We start from the raw sequence: 18,048 nt of genomic DNA on the forward strand, positions 1-18,048 counted from the left end.
GCCCTCGAAACCTGTTTGAAATGGCGAACCGCCCGATATTGTACCAGTGGATATGGGTCTCGAACGGTTCGTCTTCGAGAACGTTGTTCTTTAACTTGACGTTCTCAGTTGGGGAATTAAGCGTCTTTGTCGCTATCGTCAGACGCATCGGTGTTAATTTTCGGAACGATATTCGGCCGTTCTGACCCTTCCCAACCCGCAGGACGTTTGGAGTTATACCAGGCGATCGAGCCGCCCACGACAGCCGCGATGAATCCGGCAACATACACTAATGTAAATGCCAAAGGAAAGCCCGATTCGGATTTTACGGCCGCTTCCATCAATAGGTTTTCTAACATAAATCCCTCAAATTCACCGATTTGTTCGCATGGATGTTAAACTTGCATATTTTATCAAGTTTTGTGCTTTGATTTAACGGTCGGGATCGCGCTGAGGAGCGATCGCCTCTCCATCTATCGCCTCGGGTGGCGGTTCGGACTCCGACGGAGAAATCAGTTTTTCTGGGGGAATCGTGGGCGTCGGCGGTGTGTTTCGGAACGGTTCGGGTTTCGTGGGTTCGTTGAATTCCGGTTTCGATAAATCGTAATGACGCTCGAAATATTCTGGCGTCCCGTATTCTAAGGACGGATCGGGGGTTTTGACCCGAACGCTGTCCCCGGCTTCCCCCGGCGTCCCCGGATTTAACCAACCGCCCTCGTCGGAAGAGGTTTGAGAGGCGTCGCGATCGCCGTTGCGTTCGTCGGGTTTTGCCTCTAATTCGATCGCCCGCGTTTGCAAGTTGGGCAATTCGGGAAAGGCTTCGACGGGAAACTGAGAGGCGATTTGCGAGACGAACTCGTGCCAAACGGCGGCGGCGGTGCTGCTGCTGCCAAAGGTGGGGGCATTGTTGTCGTTCCCCAGCCACACCCCCACCGCCAACTGGGGAATATAGCCGATAAACCACAAATCCCGCGCGGCGTCGGAGGTTCCGGTTTTTCCGGCTACGGGGCGATCGCTCAATTTGGCCGGTCGTCCGGTACCCGAACTCACCACTTGCTGTAACATCCAAGTGACGATGGCGGCACTGTCGGGATCGACGGCTTGGTTCGGTTTGGCTTGGGTTTTGGCGTCGTACAACACCTCGCCTTCGGTATTGACGATGCGGCGAATTCCCGTTGCCGGATAGTGTTTGCCTTGGTTGGCGAGGGTTCCGTAAGCGTTCGTCATTTCGAGTAACGTCACCTCGAACGCTCCCAACGCTAAAGGATAGACTTCTCCTAACTTCGATTCGATGCCCATCGCTTTGGCGACTTTCAGCGTCGGTTCGAATCCCACGTCAGCCAGCAATTTTACAGCAATGACGTTAACCGACTGCGCTAGGGCGTCGTGTAGTGGCATCGCCCCGGAATAACCGCCGCCGAAGTTCTTGGGTTGGTAGCCGTCGATGACGAACGGCGTATCTTTGTAAACATCGTAAGGGGAAAATCCCGCCGCGATCGCGGCGGTGTAAATAATGCCTTTAAACGTCGATCCTGGCTGTCGCAAGGCTTGGGAAGCCCGGTTAAACTGACTGACTTCAAAATCCGTTCCGCCGATTAAGGCTTTAATTTCGCCGTTGCGAGGATCGATCGCCGCTAACGCCGCTTCGCCAAACCCCTCCCTTGCCCCCTTCGTCGCCACGGCGTCTCTGACGACGGTTTGGGCGAGTTCCTGCCATTGGGGATCGAGGGTCGTTTCGACGATTAACCCTCCTTTTTCGATTTGTTCGTCCGTCAGGTATTTGGGGAGTTCCTGCCTTACAAACGTCGTAAAATAGGGCATCCGCAGTTGTAACCGCTTTGGCAGACGGGGATCGAGAACCAGGGGTTCGCGCGTGGCCGATCTCGCTTGCGCTGCGCTGATATATCCAGCTTCTGCCATGTCTGCTAATACTTCGTCCCGTCGCTGTCGGGCCAGTTGAGGGGAGTTGAGGGGAGAAAAATCGCTGGGTGCGGCGGGAAGTCCGGCAATTAGGGCAATTTCGGAAAGCGTCAGTTCGTTAACGGATTTGGCGAAATACACCCAAGCGGCATCGGCGACACCGTAAGCCCCCGCCCCGAGATAGACGAGGTTGAGGTATTTTTCGAGAATTTCGGCTTTGGTAAAGCGTTCTTCGATGCGCTGCGCCAGTCGTGCTTCTCGGAGTTTGCGATCGAGCGTAATCTCTTGGGTGAGAAAGACCATCCGCGCCAGTTGTTGGGTGATGGTACTGCCCCCTTCAACCCAGTCTCGCGCCCGTAAGTTGGCTCTAGCGGCGCGGGCGATCGCTTTATAATCGATGCCGTCGTGTTCGTAAAATCGGCGGTCTTCTGCGGCGAGAATCGCTTGAATTAAGCGTTTCGGGGCGTCTTCGATTTGTAGTTCGTCGTGGGTGATGGGGCCGGTTTGCTGCAAAATCGACCCGTCGTCGGCGAGAATCGTCATCGTACCGCGACGGGCAAAGGTGGAAACGGCGTCGGGATCGAGTCCTTGGAGACTGCGATCGATCGCTTCGAGTTTTTGCTGTCCCCAATATACCGTTCCCCCTGCAACCCCCACGAGACTCAGCGCGATCGCGCCGAAAATCCACCATCCGATTTTGGAACGAGACGAAGGCGGGGGAGGAGAGGGGAACGTTTTCTCGAGCATGAGATTTTCGTTAGAGTCCGGCGTGTCCGATGGCGAGTCCCGTCACCAACATTCCCAAGACGAGGAAGGGTTGGGCGCTGGCTTGGTATTTTACGTCGTTTTCAAGGGGATTTCGCATGAAATACATATCTTGGAATGTAATTTGAGGAATCACCAGCAGCATTAATAGAACGGCGTAGGCGTTTTGGTGAATGCTGACGAGATACGCTGCGATTCCGGTTTGGAAAATGTCGATCGACAGGACGCAAATCCAGGCGGCGGGCATGATTCCGAACATCACGGGCAGGGATTTCAGCCCCAGTTGGCGATCGCCTTCGACGCTTTTAAAGTCGTTGACGATGGCAATGCCCAATCCCGCTAGGCTGTAGAACATGGTCAACACGACGATGGTGATGTTGAGTTCGCCAAACAGGGCATGACCGGCACACCAGGGTAAGGTGATGTAACTGGCACCGAGGGCGTAGTTCCCCAACCAGCCGTTTTGTTTGAGTTTCAGTGGCGGCGCGGAGTAAATATAGGCTAAAAACGCCCCGACAACGGCGACGGTGGTAATGGTGGGAAATTCGTTTTCTGCCCAGACATCGAGGCCGTAGGCGAGGGCGAATCCTGCGACGAGTAACACCAGGATTTGCGTCACCACCTGGGGAACGGAAATCGCACCGGAGGGAATGGGGCGATAGGGTTCGTTGATGGCGTCGATTTCGCGATCGTAGAAGTCGTTGAGGGTTTGGGTGTAGCCCGTCATCAACGGCCCGGACAGCAGCATACAAGCCGCCGCCATGAGAACGTTTTCGAGCGTCCAGGTGTACGATCCCGAGGACGCCGCACCGCAGACAACCCCCCAAATGAGGGGAATCCAGGTGATGGGCTTCATCAGTTGCAGGCGAATTTTCCAGATGTTCTGTTCTCCTGCTTCTGCGCCTTTCATCCCCAAAAGCTGACGGGCTTTCGCGCCTCGTGCTTCCGGTTGGGGCGCGTTCTCGGGCGCGTTTTCGGTCGGTGACTGTGGCGTGGGTGGGTTAGACATACGAACTGTTTGCGATCGTGAATGTTGTTAAGGTTGCAAGCATTGTTTCAATACATTATGCAGGCGATCGCCCCTCGAGTTTAAACAAATCTAGGGGATTTTTGCCAAGTATAAAAATATGGGTTATAATAAAGGATTGTATTTATTCAAAAAAATATCCCTTGAGCCAACATCGAGAAGGAAAAGCCAGATTCGAGATCGGCGAGGCCTTTTACCGCCAAACGAGTCAAGTGGGGCGAGATTTAGCGGTGTTGGCGGCGCGGTTGGAAAAGAGCGATCGCGGGTCGTTGCGCGTTCTCGATAGTATGGCCGGATGTGGGGTGCGATCGCTGCGCTACTACTTAGAAGCCGAAGCCGATTGGATTTGGGCCAACGAAGGAAACCCCGACATCAAAGCCGTATTGCGCCACAACCTCAAACCGCTATTCGACGCCGGACGAGTTCAACTCACCCACAGCGACGCCAACCGCGTCTTTTTCGACTGTTACGCCCGTCGGGACTATTACGATCTCGTCGATGTCGATAGTTTCGGTTCTCCCGTTCCTTTTCTCAACACCAGCCTTTGGGCGACGCGCCTGGGGGGATTGGTCTATCTAACCAGTACCGACGGACGCACGGTGACGGGTCATGCGGGAGACCAAAGTTTGCGAGTGTACGCCGCCCGAACTCGCGCCCACCCCAGCGCCCACGAACAAGGTTTACGGCTGATTATCGGTGCAGCCCAGCAGCAAGCGGCGACGAAAGGGTTGGGGGTCGAACCTGTATTTTCGCTGTTTTCTGGTTCCGTGTATCGGGTGATGTTGCGCCTGGTGAAACGCCAGCGTTTGAACTCGCAGAATTACGGGTTTTTGGGTTACTGTCACGGTTGCGGCGAATATCGTACTTTGTCTTGGAACGATTTCGGGCGCGTTTCCCCTTGTCCCCAGGATGGGACGCCTTGGGTCGTCAGCGGCCCGATGTGGTTGGGGGCGTTGCACGATCGAGTATATTTGCAACGCATGAGATCGATCGCGCAGTCTTGGGAATGGACGAAGCGGGTGAAGCTGTTGGAAATTATGGAAGAAGAAGCGGAGTTACCGCCGTATTTTTATAAGTTAGGGATTCTCGGGAAGCGATTTAACGGCGACATTCCCCCGAGAGACGAGTTAATTCAGCGGTTGCGACAGTGCGGCTATCGAACGGGACGGACACATTTAGAGTCTCAGGCGATTAAAACCGAGGCGAGTCTTGAAACTTGCGTTTCGGTGATGGGGGGTGGTGCGTGACGCGGAGATGCAAGATCGACCGGACTTCGACATCATGGCTGTTGACGGCTGACGGTATAACCGAGTGCGTCGCGAACGGCTCGGGCCACTTCAGCGACTTCGTGGGGGTAAGCTTGTCGGTAGCGATCGCCTGCGGTACGAACCGAGGCTAAATGGCTTTCGAGACTGTCTCCCGTGAGTAAAACGCCGAAATCCGCCGGAAGGCGATCGGAACGCGGGGAATCGTCCGCGATCGCCTCGAGAATCACATCGCCGAGTTCCTTTTTATAGTGTGAAGCTTCGAGATACCAACGCATTTGTTCGGAACTGTTTTCGGGGGGAACGGCTTCGGTGGTAATGCTGTTATAGCCGCTAAAATCCCACAGGGGAATTCTCGAGTTTTGGGAGTGGCGGCGAGCATCTTCTTCAACTATCGCGACGAGTTCCCGTTTCCAATTCTCGAAGTCTTTATAGCGTCCCAATTCTCGCATTTTTTCCAGTTGTCGCGCGTGAACGGGGGAGATAAACACCTTGAGTTCGATGTTATGTTCCCGACAGTCGGCGATAATATCTCGTAAAACGTCGAGGGTGTCTTCAGAAAATGCTGGAATGCTAACATTCGTTTCTTCGACGCCAGCCAGAGAATAGTTGAGTTCTTCGCGAAACAGCTTGCGGGCGTTAATAGATTTGGGTTGACGTTGTTTGAAACCGCGATCGGTTTCGATGATATCCTGTTCGTAGTCGATCGCGTTTTTAGCGATGGTTTTCAAAGAGTCGATCGTTGTGTGACGAGAAATCAGGCGATCGAGATAGGTCAAATAGACGTTGCGATCGACAAATCGAGACTTGCTAAAATCTTCGCCGGGCGTCCAATTGATGCTGAAACTTCCCATATCCAATCCCAAGATTACGGTGTTTAAGGACTGGTGTGCGATCGCAAACCTTAAAACCTCGCGAATTTCGTAAATATGCGAACCTTCTAAAGCAGCGTTGTACGCAGACGATCCCTCAAATATTGGATGGAGCGGATCGATGCCGTTGTGAGTGCGCGAAGTTCCTAAAATCAGCGTGTCGTAATTTCCCCGTTCGAGATCGAGGGATTTCACCGTTCGTAATACGGGTTCGGAAACTTGGTATTTTTCCTGATTGAATCGCTCAATTTTAACGACGCGAAATAAATGTTGCGGATCGACGACAAAGTTAAAGCACGCCAATCCTAAAAATCCCGTAGCCGCAAAGGTTAAATATTTACGAACGTAGGCTTGTGAAGATTTCATCATGGGTTTGCAACAGGGAAACGCGTTTATCTAAAAACTGGAGATCGCTTTAGAACTGGAAGTAAATAAACTCATTTTCTTGGGAAATAAACGACGCGGCAATCACTAAAGCCGTCGCACCAAATAACGCCCAATGAGGTTCGTGCGTCCACTGCCACCGTCGGGTTTTCACCAACGCCGTTTCAGCAGTCTCTTCAATCTCAGGAAGGGTATCCGAAATGAATTCTTGCGTGTTGGGGGCGAAAAATGCGATACCTAAGAGCGCGACAATCCACACCACCGCATCTCGCGAGGCGATCGTATCGAAACCGTTGAGTCCCACCATTCCCTGCAATACCGCCGTTGCAGCCGCTAAATCCGTCGCACGAAACAACACCCAACCGACGACGATCGCCACAAACGTAACCGACTGTGCGCCGAGACGATACCACCGAGATCGAACGGAGGGTGTATTTTTCTCCCACCAGCGATGGACGACTAAATAAAATCCGTGCAATCCACCCCACAATACAAACGTCCAACCCGCACCGTGCCACAATCCCCCTAACAGCATCGTCACCATCAAGTTAACGTAGCGTCGCGTTTCGCCTTTACGATTTCCACCGAGGGGAATGTAGAGATAATCTCGCAAAAACCGAGATAGCGTCATGTGCCAGCGTCGCCAAAAATCAGCAATACTGACAGATTTGTAGGGCGAATTAAAGTTGAGTGGCAGACGAATTCCAAACAATCGCGCTGCCCCGATCGCCATATCAGAATAACCGGAAAAGTCGAAATACAGTTGTAACGTATAGGCTAACGCACCGACCCAACCTTGCGCGAAGCCGATTTGTGCGCCGTTCGCTGCCGCGTCGAATACAGGATTAGCAAAGGTGGCGATAGTATCGGCAAACACGACTTTTTTAAATAAACCGATGGAAAAAGTCGTCAATCCGATCGCCATATCGTCGCTGTCGAACTTTAATATTTTTCCCTTAGAAAACTGCGGAATTACGTCGTCGTGATGGACGATCGGCCCGGCAATCAATTGAGGAAAAAAGCTGACGAACAAACTATACTTCAGAAAACTATATTCTTTCGTTTCGCCGCGATAGGCATCGACGAGATAAGCGATTTGTTGAAAGGTAAAAAACGAAATTGCCAGGGGCAACACGATCGCCCCGAAATCGAGCGTCGTTCCCAACAGGTCGTTGGCAATGGAAGCGAAAAAGTTAGCGTATTTGAAATAGCCAATCAACGCGAGGTTTACAGCAATCCCACCGACGAGTCCCCATTTCCGAACGGAAGCCGTGAGGGTATCGCGACTTAAGAACCGCCCGACAGCGTAGTTAAAGGCGATCGAAAACAGCAGCAGCAGTAAATAGGGTGGATTCCACCATCCATAAAAGAACAGCGACGCCGCCACCAGCCATCCAATGGCGAGCCGAGCGTATCCCCAACGGTTAATGGCAAAAAAGCCGATGAGGGCAACGGGCAGAAACCCAAATATAAACGTGTAGGAATTAAACAGCATGATAAGTTCGCAACATCAAGAATTGATAACGTTTTATTTCACTGTAGGGTGCGTGACTTGAAAAATCGGGTATAAATCCTGAGACCGATCGCTTTGTCACGCACCGCCAATGTACACCGCCAACATACAAGGGTGCGTGACCTAAAGACACGAAAAATATGCTGCCCAACCCGCCAACTTGTCACGCACCGACTCCACAGGTTTCTCTTATCTCCCTTGTCCCCCTTATCCTCATAACAACTTTTCCCTTTTCACTCCGTTCACCTTGCCTCTGCAATTAACTGATTGAAAAGAGATTGATAGAGACGGGCTTGTCGATCGAGGGGAAAGGCGACTTCTGCCTTTTGCCGAGCTTGGTAACACAGTTTGTCGTGGCGTTCCTCGTCTTCGAGTACCCACGCGATCCCTCGGGCGAGGTCGTCGATATCGTAAGGTTTGACGAGATAGCCGTTTTCGTGGGAATCGACGATATCTTTCGGCCCCGTGGCGTCGAAGGCGACGACGGGCGTTCCACAAGCCAGGGCTTCCGAGGCGGTTTGCCCGAAAGATTCGTAGATAGAGGGAACCACCATCACGTCAGCAGCGGAATAGACCACCGCGAGGGATAAGTCGTCGCTGAAGCTGCCCAGGTAGTGAGCGTTAAACCCTAAATCCACGGGATCGTCGGGAGCCTCGGCACCGAACACCACTAACTCGACCCGTTCGCCCCACCCGTGTTGGCTGAGTTGCTGTAACGCGGGCATCAGCAAGTGAAATCCTTTGCGGCGATCGGCGGTGGCGGAGATCGCCCCGAACAGAACGAGTTGTTTGTCTTGGGGGAGTCGCAGCAAGTCCCGCGCCACTTTGCGATCGATGGGACGATAAACCTGAGTGTCGAGGCAAAAGGGAATCGTTTCGACGCGTCGGTTGCGAAATAGAGAACTGGCTTTGACGCAGTCGCTCATCCAGCGACTGGGCGTAACGATGGTGAGGTTCGCGTCGCGCCAGGCGTTCTGTTTGCGTTGCCACACGCGACGAGAGAGATCGTTGTCTCGATCGCTCTTGAGTTGGGGACAGCGACCGCAGTTGTCTTGGTAGCGATCGCAGCGTCCGCTATAGTGACACCCGCCGGTCAACGGCCACATATCCTGTAACGTCCACACTAGGGGTTTGTTCAGGTTGGACAACGTTTCGATCCGCACGAAGCCGTTACAAACCCAGTGCAAGTTGACGAGATCGGGGTCGAACTCCTTAACCCGACGGGCGATGTTGTCGGGGAACCATTGGGTAGAGAAGAGTTGGCGTTCTTGCTGGGGATACTTTCGCAGCGGTAGCCCTGTCGAGGGCGGCCCGAGTTTGGTTAACAGGCTTTTGTCGGCGACGACGCTGCGATCGCCGCTGGATTTCGCCCGCACGAGCATCTGCGACGGAACGCCGATCGTGCGTAAGCCCTGGTGAAGTCGGTAGGCCGCACGGGCAGCACCACCTCCGATGTCTGATGTACTGAGAAGGAGCGGCCGCATAGTCAGTTAAGAGCAAAGAGGATCGAGGGACACGTTAACCGGCGGGGCAGATGCAACATCTCCTAATATCGTCTTGAGAACGCTCTCGAGATAGGCGATCGAGTGTTGTTTGAGGTAGCCGTCGAAGTCGAAGGACAGCGAATCGTCGTGCGCCCCCTCGAGTAAGCGATTTAAGGCGTCGATACAGGCTTCGACATCTCCTTCGGGAATACTCGTCCCCATGCCGAACCGTCGAACTCGCCGTTCCATGCAGTATCCTTGGCTGACGACGAGCGGCTTTTTAAACAAGGCCGCTTTGGTTAAGATATTGCTGCTGTATTGGAAGTTTTCATAAGCCGCAAACAGTACGTCGCAACAGTCGATAACGGCGTTAAACGAACCGTCGTCGGGAATCGATTCAAAACGACACAAGCAATTTTCAGGATGGTTGTCGGCGAAGGTTTTAAATTTCACATAGTCGTCGTTCAAGTCGCGATCGAAGTCTTGGTTGAACATCGCCATCGACAGCGGCCCGGCAAAGACGAAAAACCAGTCTTTATCGCTCGATCGCTGGGCGACTTCCATCAGAGTTAACAAGCCCTTGCGTTTGCTCAAGGAACCGATTAGTCCAATAATTTTGCGACCCTTGGCTTTCTCGCGAACTTCCCGTACCAGTTCGTAATTGGATTGGGGTGGAGTTTCGTCGGTAAAATCGGGAAACGGAAAAACCGGTCGGGGAAGTTGCCCTTGAAGTTGTTGGGCGATGTCTTCGTCGAGGAGCGTTAACGCCTGAGCGCGAGACGCTTTGGCGATCGCCCAGTGATCGAGGGAAACGTTCGACAGGGGAAGTTTGCGATCGCCGAATCTCAGAGAACCGGGACGAAAGTACAACCCCGACCAAGGATAGGGAAAAATGCGATCGACGATCGCGCCGCTGAGATAGTAACTGAAATAGTTATCTAACCAGTTGAAAAACACCAAATCTGGCTCGACTCCGACGGTTTCAGTGGCTTCGCGAATTTTGCGGGCGGCGTAGTTCCAGCGGGCTAACACGGCGATCGGCTGGGGCAACCGACCGAGAACGGGCAAACTCTCGGGAAACTGCCCGAAAAACGGAATGTCTTTCTGTTTGAGTTTGGGCATCTCCACTGGATGGAAGTATTCGAGGGAGTTCGTACCGCGTTCTTCGAGCCAGTCGCTCACCGCATCGGGATCGGGGTAAAAGCAAAACACGCGATACCCAGCCTCGAGCATCGTTTTGCAAAACCCGCGCATATAAGTTAAGTGATGGCCGCTGCCGTGATTGGTATCGATAAAGGCGATGCTTTTCATAAATGGCGCATTAAGGGTTGGAAATGTCGAGTTGTTTTAAAATTTCATCGACCGCGCGATCGCTCGATCGCCCGTCGAGGGCATAGGTTAAATCTTCGACCACCTGCTGTTGAAATTCGACCGTCGGTTGAGGGGTCGTCAGAGCGGTTTCGAGGGTCGATCGCAGCGTTTCGGGATATGCGGTCGTATAACTGCCGTATTCTTCGAGATGTTTGTACCCCTTAGAGGGCCCCTCTTCAAACAAATCGAAGGCGATCGCTTTTTTACCCATCATCAGCGCTTCTTCCGCCACGGTCGAACACCGTGTCACCAGTACGTCGCAGATGGTCAGCAAGCGATAAACGTCGAGTTCGGACACCTCCGGTTCGATAACTAACACGGACGCTTCGACGCCCAACGCTTCGGCGACCTCTCGATATAAATTCGGTTGTTGGCTATCGAGGGGGTGCATTTTGACGATGGCGAACGCGCGATCGAAGGGGAGATTTCGATAGAGTTCCCGAATGTAATCTTGATATAACTGGGGTTCGTTGTCGTATTCGCGATACTCGCTGTGCAGACAGGTTGCGATGAGAACCAGGGATTTTCCAGCGAGTTGGGTTTGGGTGTCGGGATACAGTCGAAACAGCGTCGCTCGAACGTTTTCAGCCACTAAATTGGCGATGCGATCGTGGAGGGGGTTGCCCACCAATCGCACTCTCGAGTCTTCGACATCGTACTTATCTCGCAACTCCCGCTGTACCCGTTTTCCCCAAACCAACACCACATCTGAGGCGGCGGTGGCCAAACCGCGAACGCAATCCGATCGCGTTCCCCCATGTTGGATCGAGAGGGTTTTGACGCCGAATTTGGCTAAGCGATCGGCCGTATCGACACCGCAGCGATGGAAGTCGTAAAGGTAGCGGTGATCGAGACACATCACTACGAGTTTGTTGTCGGGATGTTTGCAGGCGCGAATTAAGGGGAAATAGTCGGTTTCTGGCGTAATTCCCAACGCTTCAAACGTCGCTTGCGTCGCGGGGGTCAGGGTTAACTGGTGGACGTTGGGCAGAAAAACGACGGTGACGGCGATCGCTCCGGTTTCCACGGGCGATCGCCGACATAAATTTGCCAGGAGGGGAACGAGCAATCGCTCTCCGGCTTTAGAGTAGAGCAGAACGATAATTTCGGGTTTCGCCTCTGACGCCGACGAGACTCGAGACTGAAACGCTTTTTGTAGCAGTCGCCCTTTGTCGGCAAAAGAGAGATAGTCTTGCAGTGAAAAGTAATAGTCACCGAGGAGGGTTTCTTCAATGGGTTTGAACGCCTGTCTCAACCAAGTTGTTACTTTAGCCATCGCTGCTTTCTTCCCTCGTAAATCCTTCGTCCTCAGCCGTCCGACCTCGTTTTAGCCGACGCGATATCGTCAACTCTAGGTTTGACGACAGGCCACCAGCAGATCGCAAATTTCCCGAACTGCCCCTTCGCCGCCACATTTGCGGGTGACGTAGGCCGCCACTTTGAGGTTTGCGGCCATGGCATCGGCAACTGTCAGGGGACAACCCACCCACTCGAGAACGGGAATGTCGTTGGCGTCGTCTCCGATGTAGGCGACTCGATCGCGATCGAGGTTTAAGGTTTCGCACAACCCTTGTAACGTCGAAAGTTTGTCCTCAATCCCCACATAAACATGGGCAATTCCCAAGGTTTTGGCCCGGTGGCGGGTGGCGGACGCACCGCTGGCGCTAATAATCGCGATCTCGATTCCGGCCTTTTGGGCGAGTTTGATGCCCTGGCCGTCTTTGACGTTGAACTTTTTCATCTGTTCGCCGCTGTCGCTGTAGTACAAGCCGCCGTCGGTGAGAACGCCGTCTACGTCCAAGGCCAGCAGTTCGACACGAGCGAAGCGATCGCGCAAATTGTCACTGAGATCGACGGTCATGCTAATACGGGAATCGCGGTTTCGTTGAGGGCTTCGCGCACGCGCAAAATCGGACGCAGTACGTTTTCGAGTTGCGCCAGGGGAATCATGTTCGGTCCGTCGCTGAGGGCGCGATCGGGGTCTTCGTGAATTTCCATAAACAGGGCGTCGATACCCACCGCCGCCGCAGCTCGTGCTAAAACCGGGGCGTATTCTCGCTGTCCGCCGGATTTAGTCCCCTGACCTCCCGGCATTTGGACGCTGTGGGTGGCGTCGAAGACGACGGGATAGCCCAGTTGTCGCATTTGGGGCAAACTGCGAAAATCGACGACGAGGGCGTTGTAGCCGAAACTGGTTCCCCGTTCGGTCAGTAGGAGTTTTGTCGCACCGGCCGCTTCGAGTTTCTTCACCACGTTTTTCATGTCCCAAGGGGCGAGGAACTGACCTTTTTTGACGTTAATCGCCCGTCCGGTTTTCGCCGCCGCCACGAGAAGGTCGGTTTGACGGCACAGGAAGGCGGGAATTTGCAAAACGTCCACCACTTCGGCGACGGGGGCGGCTTGGTAGCTTTCGTGAATGTCGGTCAACACGGGCAGTCCGAACTCGTCCTTGACCCGTTGCAGAATTTTCAACCCTTTATCGATCGCCTGTCCGCGAAAGGAATCGATCGAGGTGCGGTTAGCTTTGTCGAAGGAGGATTTGAAAATGTAGTTGATGCCGAGTCGCTCGCTCGCTTTGGCGATCGCTTCGGCCATTTTTAAGGTAAAGTCTTCCGATTCGATGACGCAGGGGCCGCCGATGAGTGTTAGGGGTTGGCCGTCGCCGATGGCGAGGGTTTCTGTAATTTGAGTGCGAATCATAATAAAGGTTGAACGGTTCGATCGATACTGTAAAATAACTGGTTTCGAGTAGAAAGGCGGTAAGATCGACGTAAAAATTAACGGGGTTTTAGAAAATCGCGGCTGCAATCGAGGGCGCGATCGTAAATTTCCTGAGTTTGCCGATTTATTCGATCGACGCTCTCGGGAGAGAGATCTTGGCGCGAACTACCCGTTTTTCCTCGACGAAGGTTATATCTGAGTTGTTTTAAATCTCTTTGTTTTAAAAGTCTTTTTCTATTTTCAAACGATTGATTGTCTGCGGCTTTTTGAAAGTTTATTCGATCGAGATTTAGGTCTAAAAAAACTGCGATCCTACTTAAGATTGAGGTTGCATTTCGATTGAGTTCCTCGTAGCAAACCCAAGCAATCGATCGAGGTTGGCGATCGCAAACGCCTATAGCTCGTCGAACGTGGTCGATCCAGCGAGGCAGGTTTTGGAGGCAAAACTCATCGACCGAGAAACCCGAGACTTTTTCCACGTTTGACATTTGCGGGTGGTTTCGTAAAAAGTAGTATTGAGAACTCAAAACATCATAGGCTTTCCGAAAAATGTAAATCGTTTTGCGATTGTCTGCATCTTTCCATTCGTGGCTTTTTACCACGCGATAGGGAAGACAATTTTTCGGATCTCGGGTAACTCTCAAGTTATTTTTATAAATTGAAGGTACCCATCGCTCGAACTCGTTTTCGTGCAATGTCGAGGTAGAAACGCCGTGATGCTGTAGCATCATATCGGCAATGAGATGACGCGTCCAACTGTTCCCCGAGCGAGGATAAGACAGCAAAATCACATCGTTATCCCGTAGGTTGACTCGATTTTGGGTTACGCTGCGAACGAACTGAGACGGCCTTGCGAGATTCCGAACGCGATCGCCTATCCGTGCAAGGGTTTGCATAGGTTGCATGGGAAACTACCTCGATTGGATATACAGCTGAGCTTTGTCTAAATCGTCCGGCGTGTTAATTTCGATCGCGGCTTTTTCGGTTTGACACACGCGAATCGCGTATCCGTGTTCGAGAACGCGCAACTGTTCGAGTCCTTCGCACTGCTCGAGAGGGGTTGGCGTCAGTTTGGCATACTCGGCGAGAAAGTCCTGTCGAAACGCATACAATCCCAAGTGATGGTACACCGGGGCCGAACCGCGATTGCGATAGTAAGGAATGGGAGCGCGCGAGAAATACAGGGCGTGTCCTCGCACGTCGCACAACACTTTCACGGTGTTGGGATCGCGGTAAGCTGCTTCAGAGTCGAGGGGACAGCCTAAAGTCGTCATTTCCGGCGTTTCCCCTTGGAGGTAGGGATCGAGGAGTTGCGAGAGGGATCGGGGCGTGACGAAGGGCTGATCGCCTTGAACGTTGGCCACCACTTCCATTTCGGGGTAGCGTTCGGCCACTTCCGCCACGCGATCGGTACCAGTTAGATGGTCGTCTCGCGTCATTTCGACACGACCTCCGAACTCGCGCACGCAATCGGCAATTTTGTCGTTATCGGTGGCGACGACCACGCGATCGAACAGGGGACACTGACAGGCGGCTTCGTACACCCACTGCACCATCGGACGCTCCCCCAGTCGCACGAGAGGCTTACCGGGAAAGCGTTGGGATTGGTAGCGGGCGGGAATGACGGCGAGAATTTTCACGTTAAAAATTTGGGAGAATGGAGAGCAACACGTCTTTAGAACACTACGGGGACGAACATCGACGGCTCGTCGAACACCTCGCTGAAGTCTCGTGCGGCTCGAGCCGCCGAAGGACGATACAATTAACCCATGCCGAAATTGCTAAAGGCACTGTCGCTACGCAGAAACGGTCTTTGAGGTTAGAGGGGAATCCCAAACGTAAGCCGTCCCAACAACTCGGCAATGGCATCAGTCCCGCAGTCAATGCGAAGGGGTGTCAAGGTCGGGGTTTAAAACCTAAGAAGCGAGGCAGCGAAGAGCCACCGCGCTCTAGGATAAGCTTACAGCAAGCCACTCCGAGCGATGTCGTGCAGTCGCAGCAGGCCGATGCAGCGTCGATCGCTATCGATGACCGGTAACACGGCGATCTGCGAGGGGCGGTCTTCCATAATTTTCAGGGCATTGTACGCCAGCATATCGGCCGTAACGGCAATGGGATTGCGCGTCATGATTTGACCGGCTTGCAGTTGGGCTAACTCGCTGGGATCGATTTTTTGAATCGCCCGCCGCAAGTCGCCATCTGTAATAATTCCGATCAGGCGATCGCTGTCGATGACGTTCACCGCCCCGAGTCCGCCTTTACTAATTTGCGTGACGGCATCGAGCCAGCTTGCTTCGGGTTCGATGACGGGGTTGTCGTTTCCGCCGTGCATCAAGTCGGACACGCGCACGGTCAACCGTTTGCCCAAGCGTCCGGCGGGATGGTTGAGGGCGAAATCTTCTGGAGTCAATCCTTTAAGTTGCATCACCGTCATAGCCAGGGCGTCTCCGAGGGCAATGGCGACGGTGGTGCTGGTGGTGGGGGCTAGGTGCAAGTGGCCGGCTTCTTTTTCGATGGTGGCGTTGAGAACCACGTCAGCGTTGCGAGCGAGGGTCGATCGCACGTTGCCGACGAGGGCGACGATCGGAACCTTACGCTGTTTCAAGCAGGGCAACATGGCCAGCACTTCGTCGGTTTCGCCGCTGTTACTCAAGGCGATCGCGATGTCGTCTCCCGATACGATCCCCAAATCGCCATGTAGGGCTTCTGCGGGGTGGAGAAATACGGCTACGACCCCGATACTCGTCAGGGTGGCGGCGATTTTTCGGGCGACGATCCCCGATTTTCCGACCCCGGACAGTACGATTTTGCCGCGACAGTTCGCCATTAAATTGACGGCTTTATTGACTTCCTCAGCGTGAAGTTGTTCGGCAACTTTGGCGATCGCTTCGGCTTCGAGTTGGAGGAGTTCGGTAACTTGTGAAAAATGATTTTGTGGGAGAAACGAGATGGGAGACTGCATCGGTTGCCCCTTGAGTTCGATAGATATGCGGACGCGAGTTCGGGGTTCGCGTCGTCAAACGGCTATTGTTCCTGTAGCGTACGCGATCGATTCTCGGATTGCCAAGCGTTTCTCCGTATCTTCATCAAAACAATAAAATCGATCGCCGAGTGTCAACCGTATTTATACGGGTTTTGGATTTTTCGATTCGGAGTGCGATCGCATCTAACCAAAACCCCCTACTGTTGCCCGTTCCCCGTTTCCCGTTCCCTCGACCGAAGGTCGCTGTCAAGCGGTTTTTGAAGGTTTGATGAAGCTCGCGATCGCGCGGCCGGAACGCTATCGTACGAGCGGATTCAACCACGGCCCTCGGGCTTTCGGCCGCCCCACGAGTTGCGGAACGGTGGCGTTTAACAGTTTGGCGACCGGCCAGGCGACGAGAAGGGACAGCACAGCCAGGACGAACGCCAGGAGGTTGGCGGTTCCGCTGTGGTTGAGGTCGAAGTAAGGAGCGATCGCCCGCACGATCGAGAGGTTGAAGCTATCGTCGAGGATGCCGTTTAAACCCAGTAAAATCAAGGTGCTGCGACCGATATCGAGCAAGGGAAAAACGGCCGGGGTCAGTTGGGCGATCGCGATCGCGGCTAAGGCTCCGGCTAAGGCCGTCGGGACGAATCCCCACCATTGGCCGTAACTCCCGACTGCCATCGACACGATATCGACCGACCCGCGAAACGGCCCGGTGTTGAGGTCGAAGGTCAGCAGTGCGATCGCCACACCCGCGATCGCCACGACTAGGCTACGTTTGCGATCGATTTGACCGAGACCGTCGCCGCCAAACAGTCGAATGCGGGCGCATCCGATCCCGAACAAATAGAACGAATACGCCACGATCGCCTCGTAGACAAACCAGACATCTCGTTCGATTCCGGTCAGCGAAACCACGAGATCGAACTTCCAATTGACAATCGCACCGACGAGAGAACAAGCGATCGCCGCTCCAAAAATTCTCGGCGTCGATCGCAGATATCGTTTCGCTCCAAAATGAAAAATTTCGACAACGAACAAACAAACTAAAAACCAGGTCGCCGCGTTAAATACAGGAAATCCGCGCACGAGTTTCAGCCAATGAAATAGATAAGCTTCTAAGTTCCAATCGACCTGTCCGCCAGTGGGAAATAACAGCGCAACGCCCAACCCAACTGTATTAAAGACAGCAACCGGCAACAAACGCGACAACGCATGATATTTAAAAAAATGCCCGAACCGATCTAACTTATCTTTATAAACATATCCCGACAGCACAAAAAATAGCGGGATATGAAACGAATGAACGAATTTTAACGAGGGCAATAATTCCAAATATCTGAGATCGACAAAACTTTCTAACAAATGCCCGTAAAAAACGAGAAAAATGCCGTAAGCTTTGGCGATATCTAACCAGGCAACCCGGACGGGCTGAGTCTTTTGAGGCCGTTCGTTTTGTAAGAGCAACATTGTTTCGACACAATTTCCTCAACACAGTTGTCGTTTTTTCTCATAGGGAATCCGAATCTCAACGCTTCGACTCCGCTCGGACTCAAATACTGTTTTTTCCCAAACCGACCAGCCCCTCTCTGTGTCCTCTGTGTCTCTGTGGTGAAGACTTCTTGAAACCTAGCTTATCGGCAAAAGAGGGAGGATCGAATACTGTTTTTTTCCAAACCGACCAGCCCCTCTCTGTGTCCTCTGTGTCTCTGTGGTGAAGACTTCTTGAAACCTAGCTTATCGGCAAAGAATGGAGTATCAGTCGGTCTTGTATTGCCC

15 protein-coding genes are annotated in these 18,048 nt (G+C 53.1%); 1 reads left to right on the plus strand and 14 read right to left on the minus strand.

Annotated features, from left to right (window positions below):
- Positions 1-116: 116 nt before the first annotated feature.
- The 3 genes from psb35 to chlG all read right to left on the minus strand — a co-directional run bounded on the left by psb35 (position 117) and on the right by chlG (position 3,673).
- Positions 117-338, minus strand: a complete 222-nt coding sequence (psb35, locus tag POG22_RS19205) for a photosystem II assembly protein Psb35 (RefSeq protein ID WP_063718263.1) — start codon at positions 336-338, stop codon at positions 117-119.
- 73 nt (positions 339-411) lie between these two features.
- Complete coding sequence (locus tag POG22_RS19210; protein ID WP_498906830.1) at positions 412-2,646, minus strand: transglycosylase domain-containing protein; 2,235 nt, start codon at positions 2,644-2,646, stop codon at positions 412-414.
- Positions 2,647-2,656: 10 nt separating this feature from the next.
- Complete coding sequence (gene chlG / locus POG22_RS19215; RefSeq protein WP_017661464.1) at positions 2,657-3,673, minus strand: chlorophyll synthase ChlG; 1,017 nt, start codon at positions 3,671-3,673, stop codon at positions 2,657-2,659.
- A gap of 161 nt (positions 3,674-3,834) precedes the next feature.
- Here chlG and POG22_RS19220 point away from each other — a divergent pair, with 161 nt between their 5' ends.
- Positions 3,835-4,938 carry a tRNA (guanine-N1)-methyltransferase gene (locus POG22_RS19220; RefSeq protein WP_498906831.1) on the plus strand — a complete coding sequence of 368 codons (1,104 nt, stop codon included), beginning with the start codon at positions 3,835-3,837 and terminating at the stop codon, positions 4,936-4,938.
- Positions 4,939-4,970: 32 nt separating this feature from the next.
- Here the strand turns inward: POG22_RS19220 and POG22_RS19225 are convergent, their stop codons facing one another.
- The 11 genes from POG22_RS19225 to POG22_RS19275 form a co-directional block, all read right to left on the minus strand.
- Positions 4,971-6,197: a hypothetical protein gene (locus tag POG22_RS19225; RefSeq protein ID WP_063718266.1), complete on the minus strand. Its 1,227-nt coding sequence runs from the start codon at positions 6,195-6,197 to the stop codon at positions 4,971-4,973.
- Positions 6,198-6,243: 46 nt separating this feature from the next.
- Positions 6,244-7,707, minus strand: a complete 1,464-nt coding sequence (locus POG22_RS19230; protein WP_498906832.1) for an MBOAT family O-acyltransferase — start codon at positions 7,705-7,707, stop codon at positions 6,244-6,246.
- Between the two features lie 260 nt (positions 7,708-7,967).
- Positions 7,968-9,209, minus strand: coding sequence for a glycosyltransferase family 4 protein (locus tag POG22_RS19235; protein ID WP_498906833.1), 1,242 nt, complete (start codon positions 9,207-9,209; stop codon positions 7,968-7,970).
- 6 nt (positions 9,210-9,215) lie between these two features.
- Positions 9,216-10,520 (minus strand): glycosyltransferase family protein, encoded by a 1,305-nt coding sequence (locus POG22_RS19240; RefSeq protein ID WP_498906834.1) that lies wholly within the window; start codon positions 10,518-10,520, stop codon positions 9,216-9,218.
- Between the two features lie 10 nt (positions 10,521-10,530).
- Positions 10,531-11,856 (minus strand): UDP-N-acetylglucosamine 2-epimerase, encoded by a 1,326-nt coding sequence (locus POG22_RS19245; protein WP_498906835.1) that lies wholly within the window; start codon positions 11,854-11,856, stop codon positions 10,531-10,533.
- A gap of 75 nt (positions 11,857-11,931) precedes the next feature.
- Entirely contained in the window at positions 11,932-12,441 is a 510-nt protein-coding gene (locus POG22_RS19250) for a KdsC family phosphatase (protein WP_063716235.1), read from the minus strand.
- The gene (kdsA, locus tag POG22_RS19255; RefSeq protein ID WP_498906836.1) at positions 12,438-13,280 is read right to left on the minus strand and encodes a 3-deoxy-8-phosphooctulonate synthase; all 843 of its coding nucleotides are present in this window, start codon (positions 13,278-13,280) and stop codon (positions 12,438-12,440) included. Before kdsA ends, POG22_RS19250 begins: the two co-directional genes overlap by 4 nt.
- Before the next feature lie 77 nt (positions 13,281-13,357).
- Entirely contained in the window at positions 13,358-14,197 is an 840-nt protein-coding gene (locus POG22_RS19260; protein WP_074170849.1) for a sulfotransferase domain-containing protein, read from the minus strand.
- Positions 14,198-14,212: 15 nt separating this feature from the next.
- Complete coding sequence (kdsB, locus tag POG22_RS19265; RefSeq protein ID WP_063716237.1) at positions 14,213-14,941, minus strand: 3-deoxy-manno-octulosonate cytidylyltransferase; 729 nt, start codon at positions 14,939-14,941, stop codon at positions 14,213-14,215.
- A gap of 320 nt (positions 14,942-15,261) precedes the next feature.
- Positions 15,262-16,263 carry a KpsF/GutQ family sugar-phosphate isomerase gene (locus tag POG22_RS19270; protein ID WP_063716238.1) on the minus strand — a complete coding sequence of 334 codons (1,002 nt, stop codon included), beginning with the start codon at positions 16,261-16,263 and terminating at the stop codon, positions 15,262-15,264.
- A gap of 318 nt (positions 16,264-16,581) precedes the next feature.
- Positions 16,582-17,739 carry an acyltransferase family protein gene (locus POG22_RS19275; RefSeq protein ID WP_063716239.1) on the minus strand — a complete coding sequence of 386 codons (1,158 nt, stop codon included), beginning with the start codon at positions 17,737-17,739 and terminating at the stop codon, positions 16,582-16,584.
- Positions 17,740-18,048 lie beyond the last annotated feature (309 nt).

The sequence above is a fragment of the Geitlerinema sp. CS-897 genome, from assembly GCF_028368005.1.
Classification (GTDB): domain Bacteria; phylum Cyanobacteriota; class Cyanobacteriia; order Cyanobacteriales; family Geitlerinemataceae; genus Baaleninema; species Baaleninema simplex.

What these genes read in the sequence shown, in the direction of transcription:
- POG22_RS19230 (WP_498906832.1), bottom strand. Translation starts at nt 7,707, where the DNA reads ATGCTGTTTAATTCCTACACGTTTATATTTGGGTTTCTGCCCGTTGCC.
- POG22_RS19245 (WP_498906835.1), bottom strand. Translation starts at nt 11,856, where the DNA reads ATGGCTAAAGTAACAACTTGGTTGAGACAGGCGTTCAAACCCATTGAA.
- kdsA (WP_498906836.1), bottom strand. Translation starts at nt 13,280, where the DNA reads ATGATTCGCACTCAAATTACAGAAACCCTCGCCATCGGCGACGGCCAA.
- POG22_RS19270 (WP_063716238.1), bottom strand. Translation starts at nt 16,263, where the DNA reads ATGCAGTCTCCCATCTCGTTTCTCCCACAAAATCATTTTTCACAAGTT.
- POG22_RS19275 (WP_063716239.1), bottom strand. Translation starts at nt 17,739, where the DNA reads ATGTTGCTCTTACAAAACGAACGGCCTCAAAAGACTCAGCCCGTCCGG.
- POG22_RS19260 (WP_074170849.1), bottom strand. Translation starts at nt 14,197, where the DNA reads ATGCAAACCCTTGCACGGATAGGCGATCGCGTTCGGAATCTCGCAAGG.
- POG22_RS19210 (WP_498906830.1), bottom strand. Translation starts at nt 2,646, where the DNA reads ATGCTCGAGAAAACGTTCCCCTCTCCTCCCCCGCCTTCGTCTCGTTCC.
- POG22_RS19235 (WP_498906833.1), bottom strand. Translation starts at nt 9,209, where the DNA reads ATGCGGCCGCTCCTTCTCAGTACATCAGACATCGGAGGTGGTGCTGCC.
- psb35 (WP_063718263.1), bottom strand. Translation starts at nt 338, where the DNA reads ATGTTAGAAAACCTATTGATGGAAGCGGCCGTAAAATCCGAATCGGGC.
- POG22_RS19225 (WP_063718266.1), bottom strand. Translation starts at nt 6,197, where the DNA reads ATGATGAAATCTTCACAAGCCTACGTTCGTAAATATTTAACCTTTGCG.
- POG22_RS19250 (WP_063716235.1), bottom strand. Translation starts at nt 12,441, where the DNA reads ATGACCGTCGATCTCAGTGACAATTTGCGCGATCGCTTCGCTCGTGTC.
- POG22_RS19240 (WP_498906834.1), bottom strand. Translation starts at nt 10,520, where the DNA reads ATGAAAAGCATCGCCTTTATCGATACCAATCACGGCAGCGGCCATCAC.
- chlG (WP_017661464.1), bottom strand. Translation starts at nt 3,673, where the DNA reads ATGTCTAACCCACCCACGCCACAGTCACCGACCGAAAACGCGCCCGAG.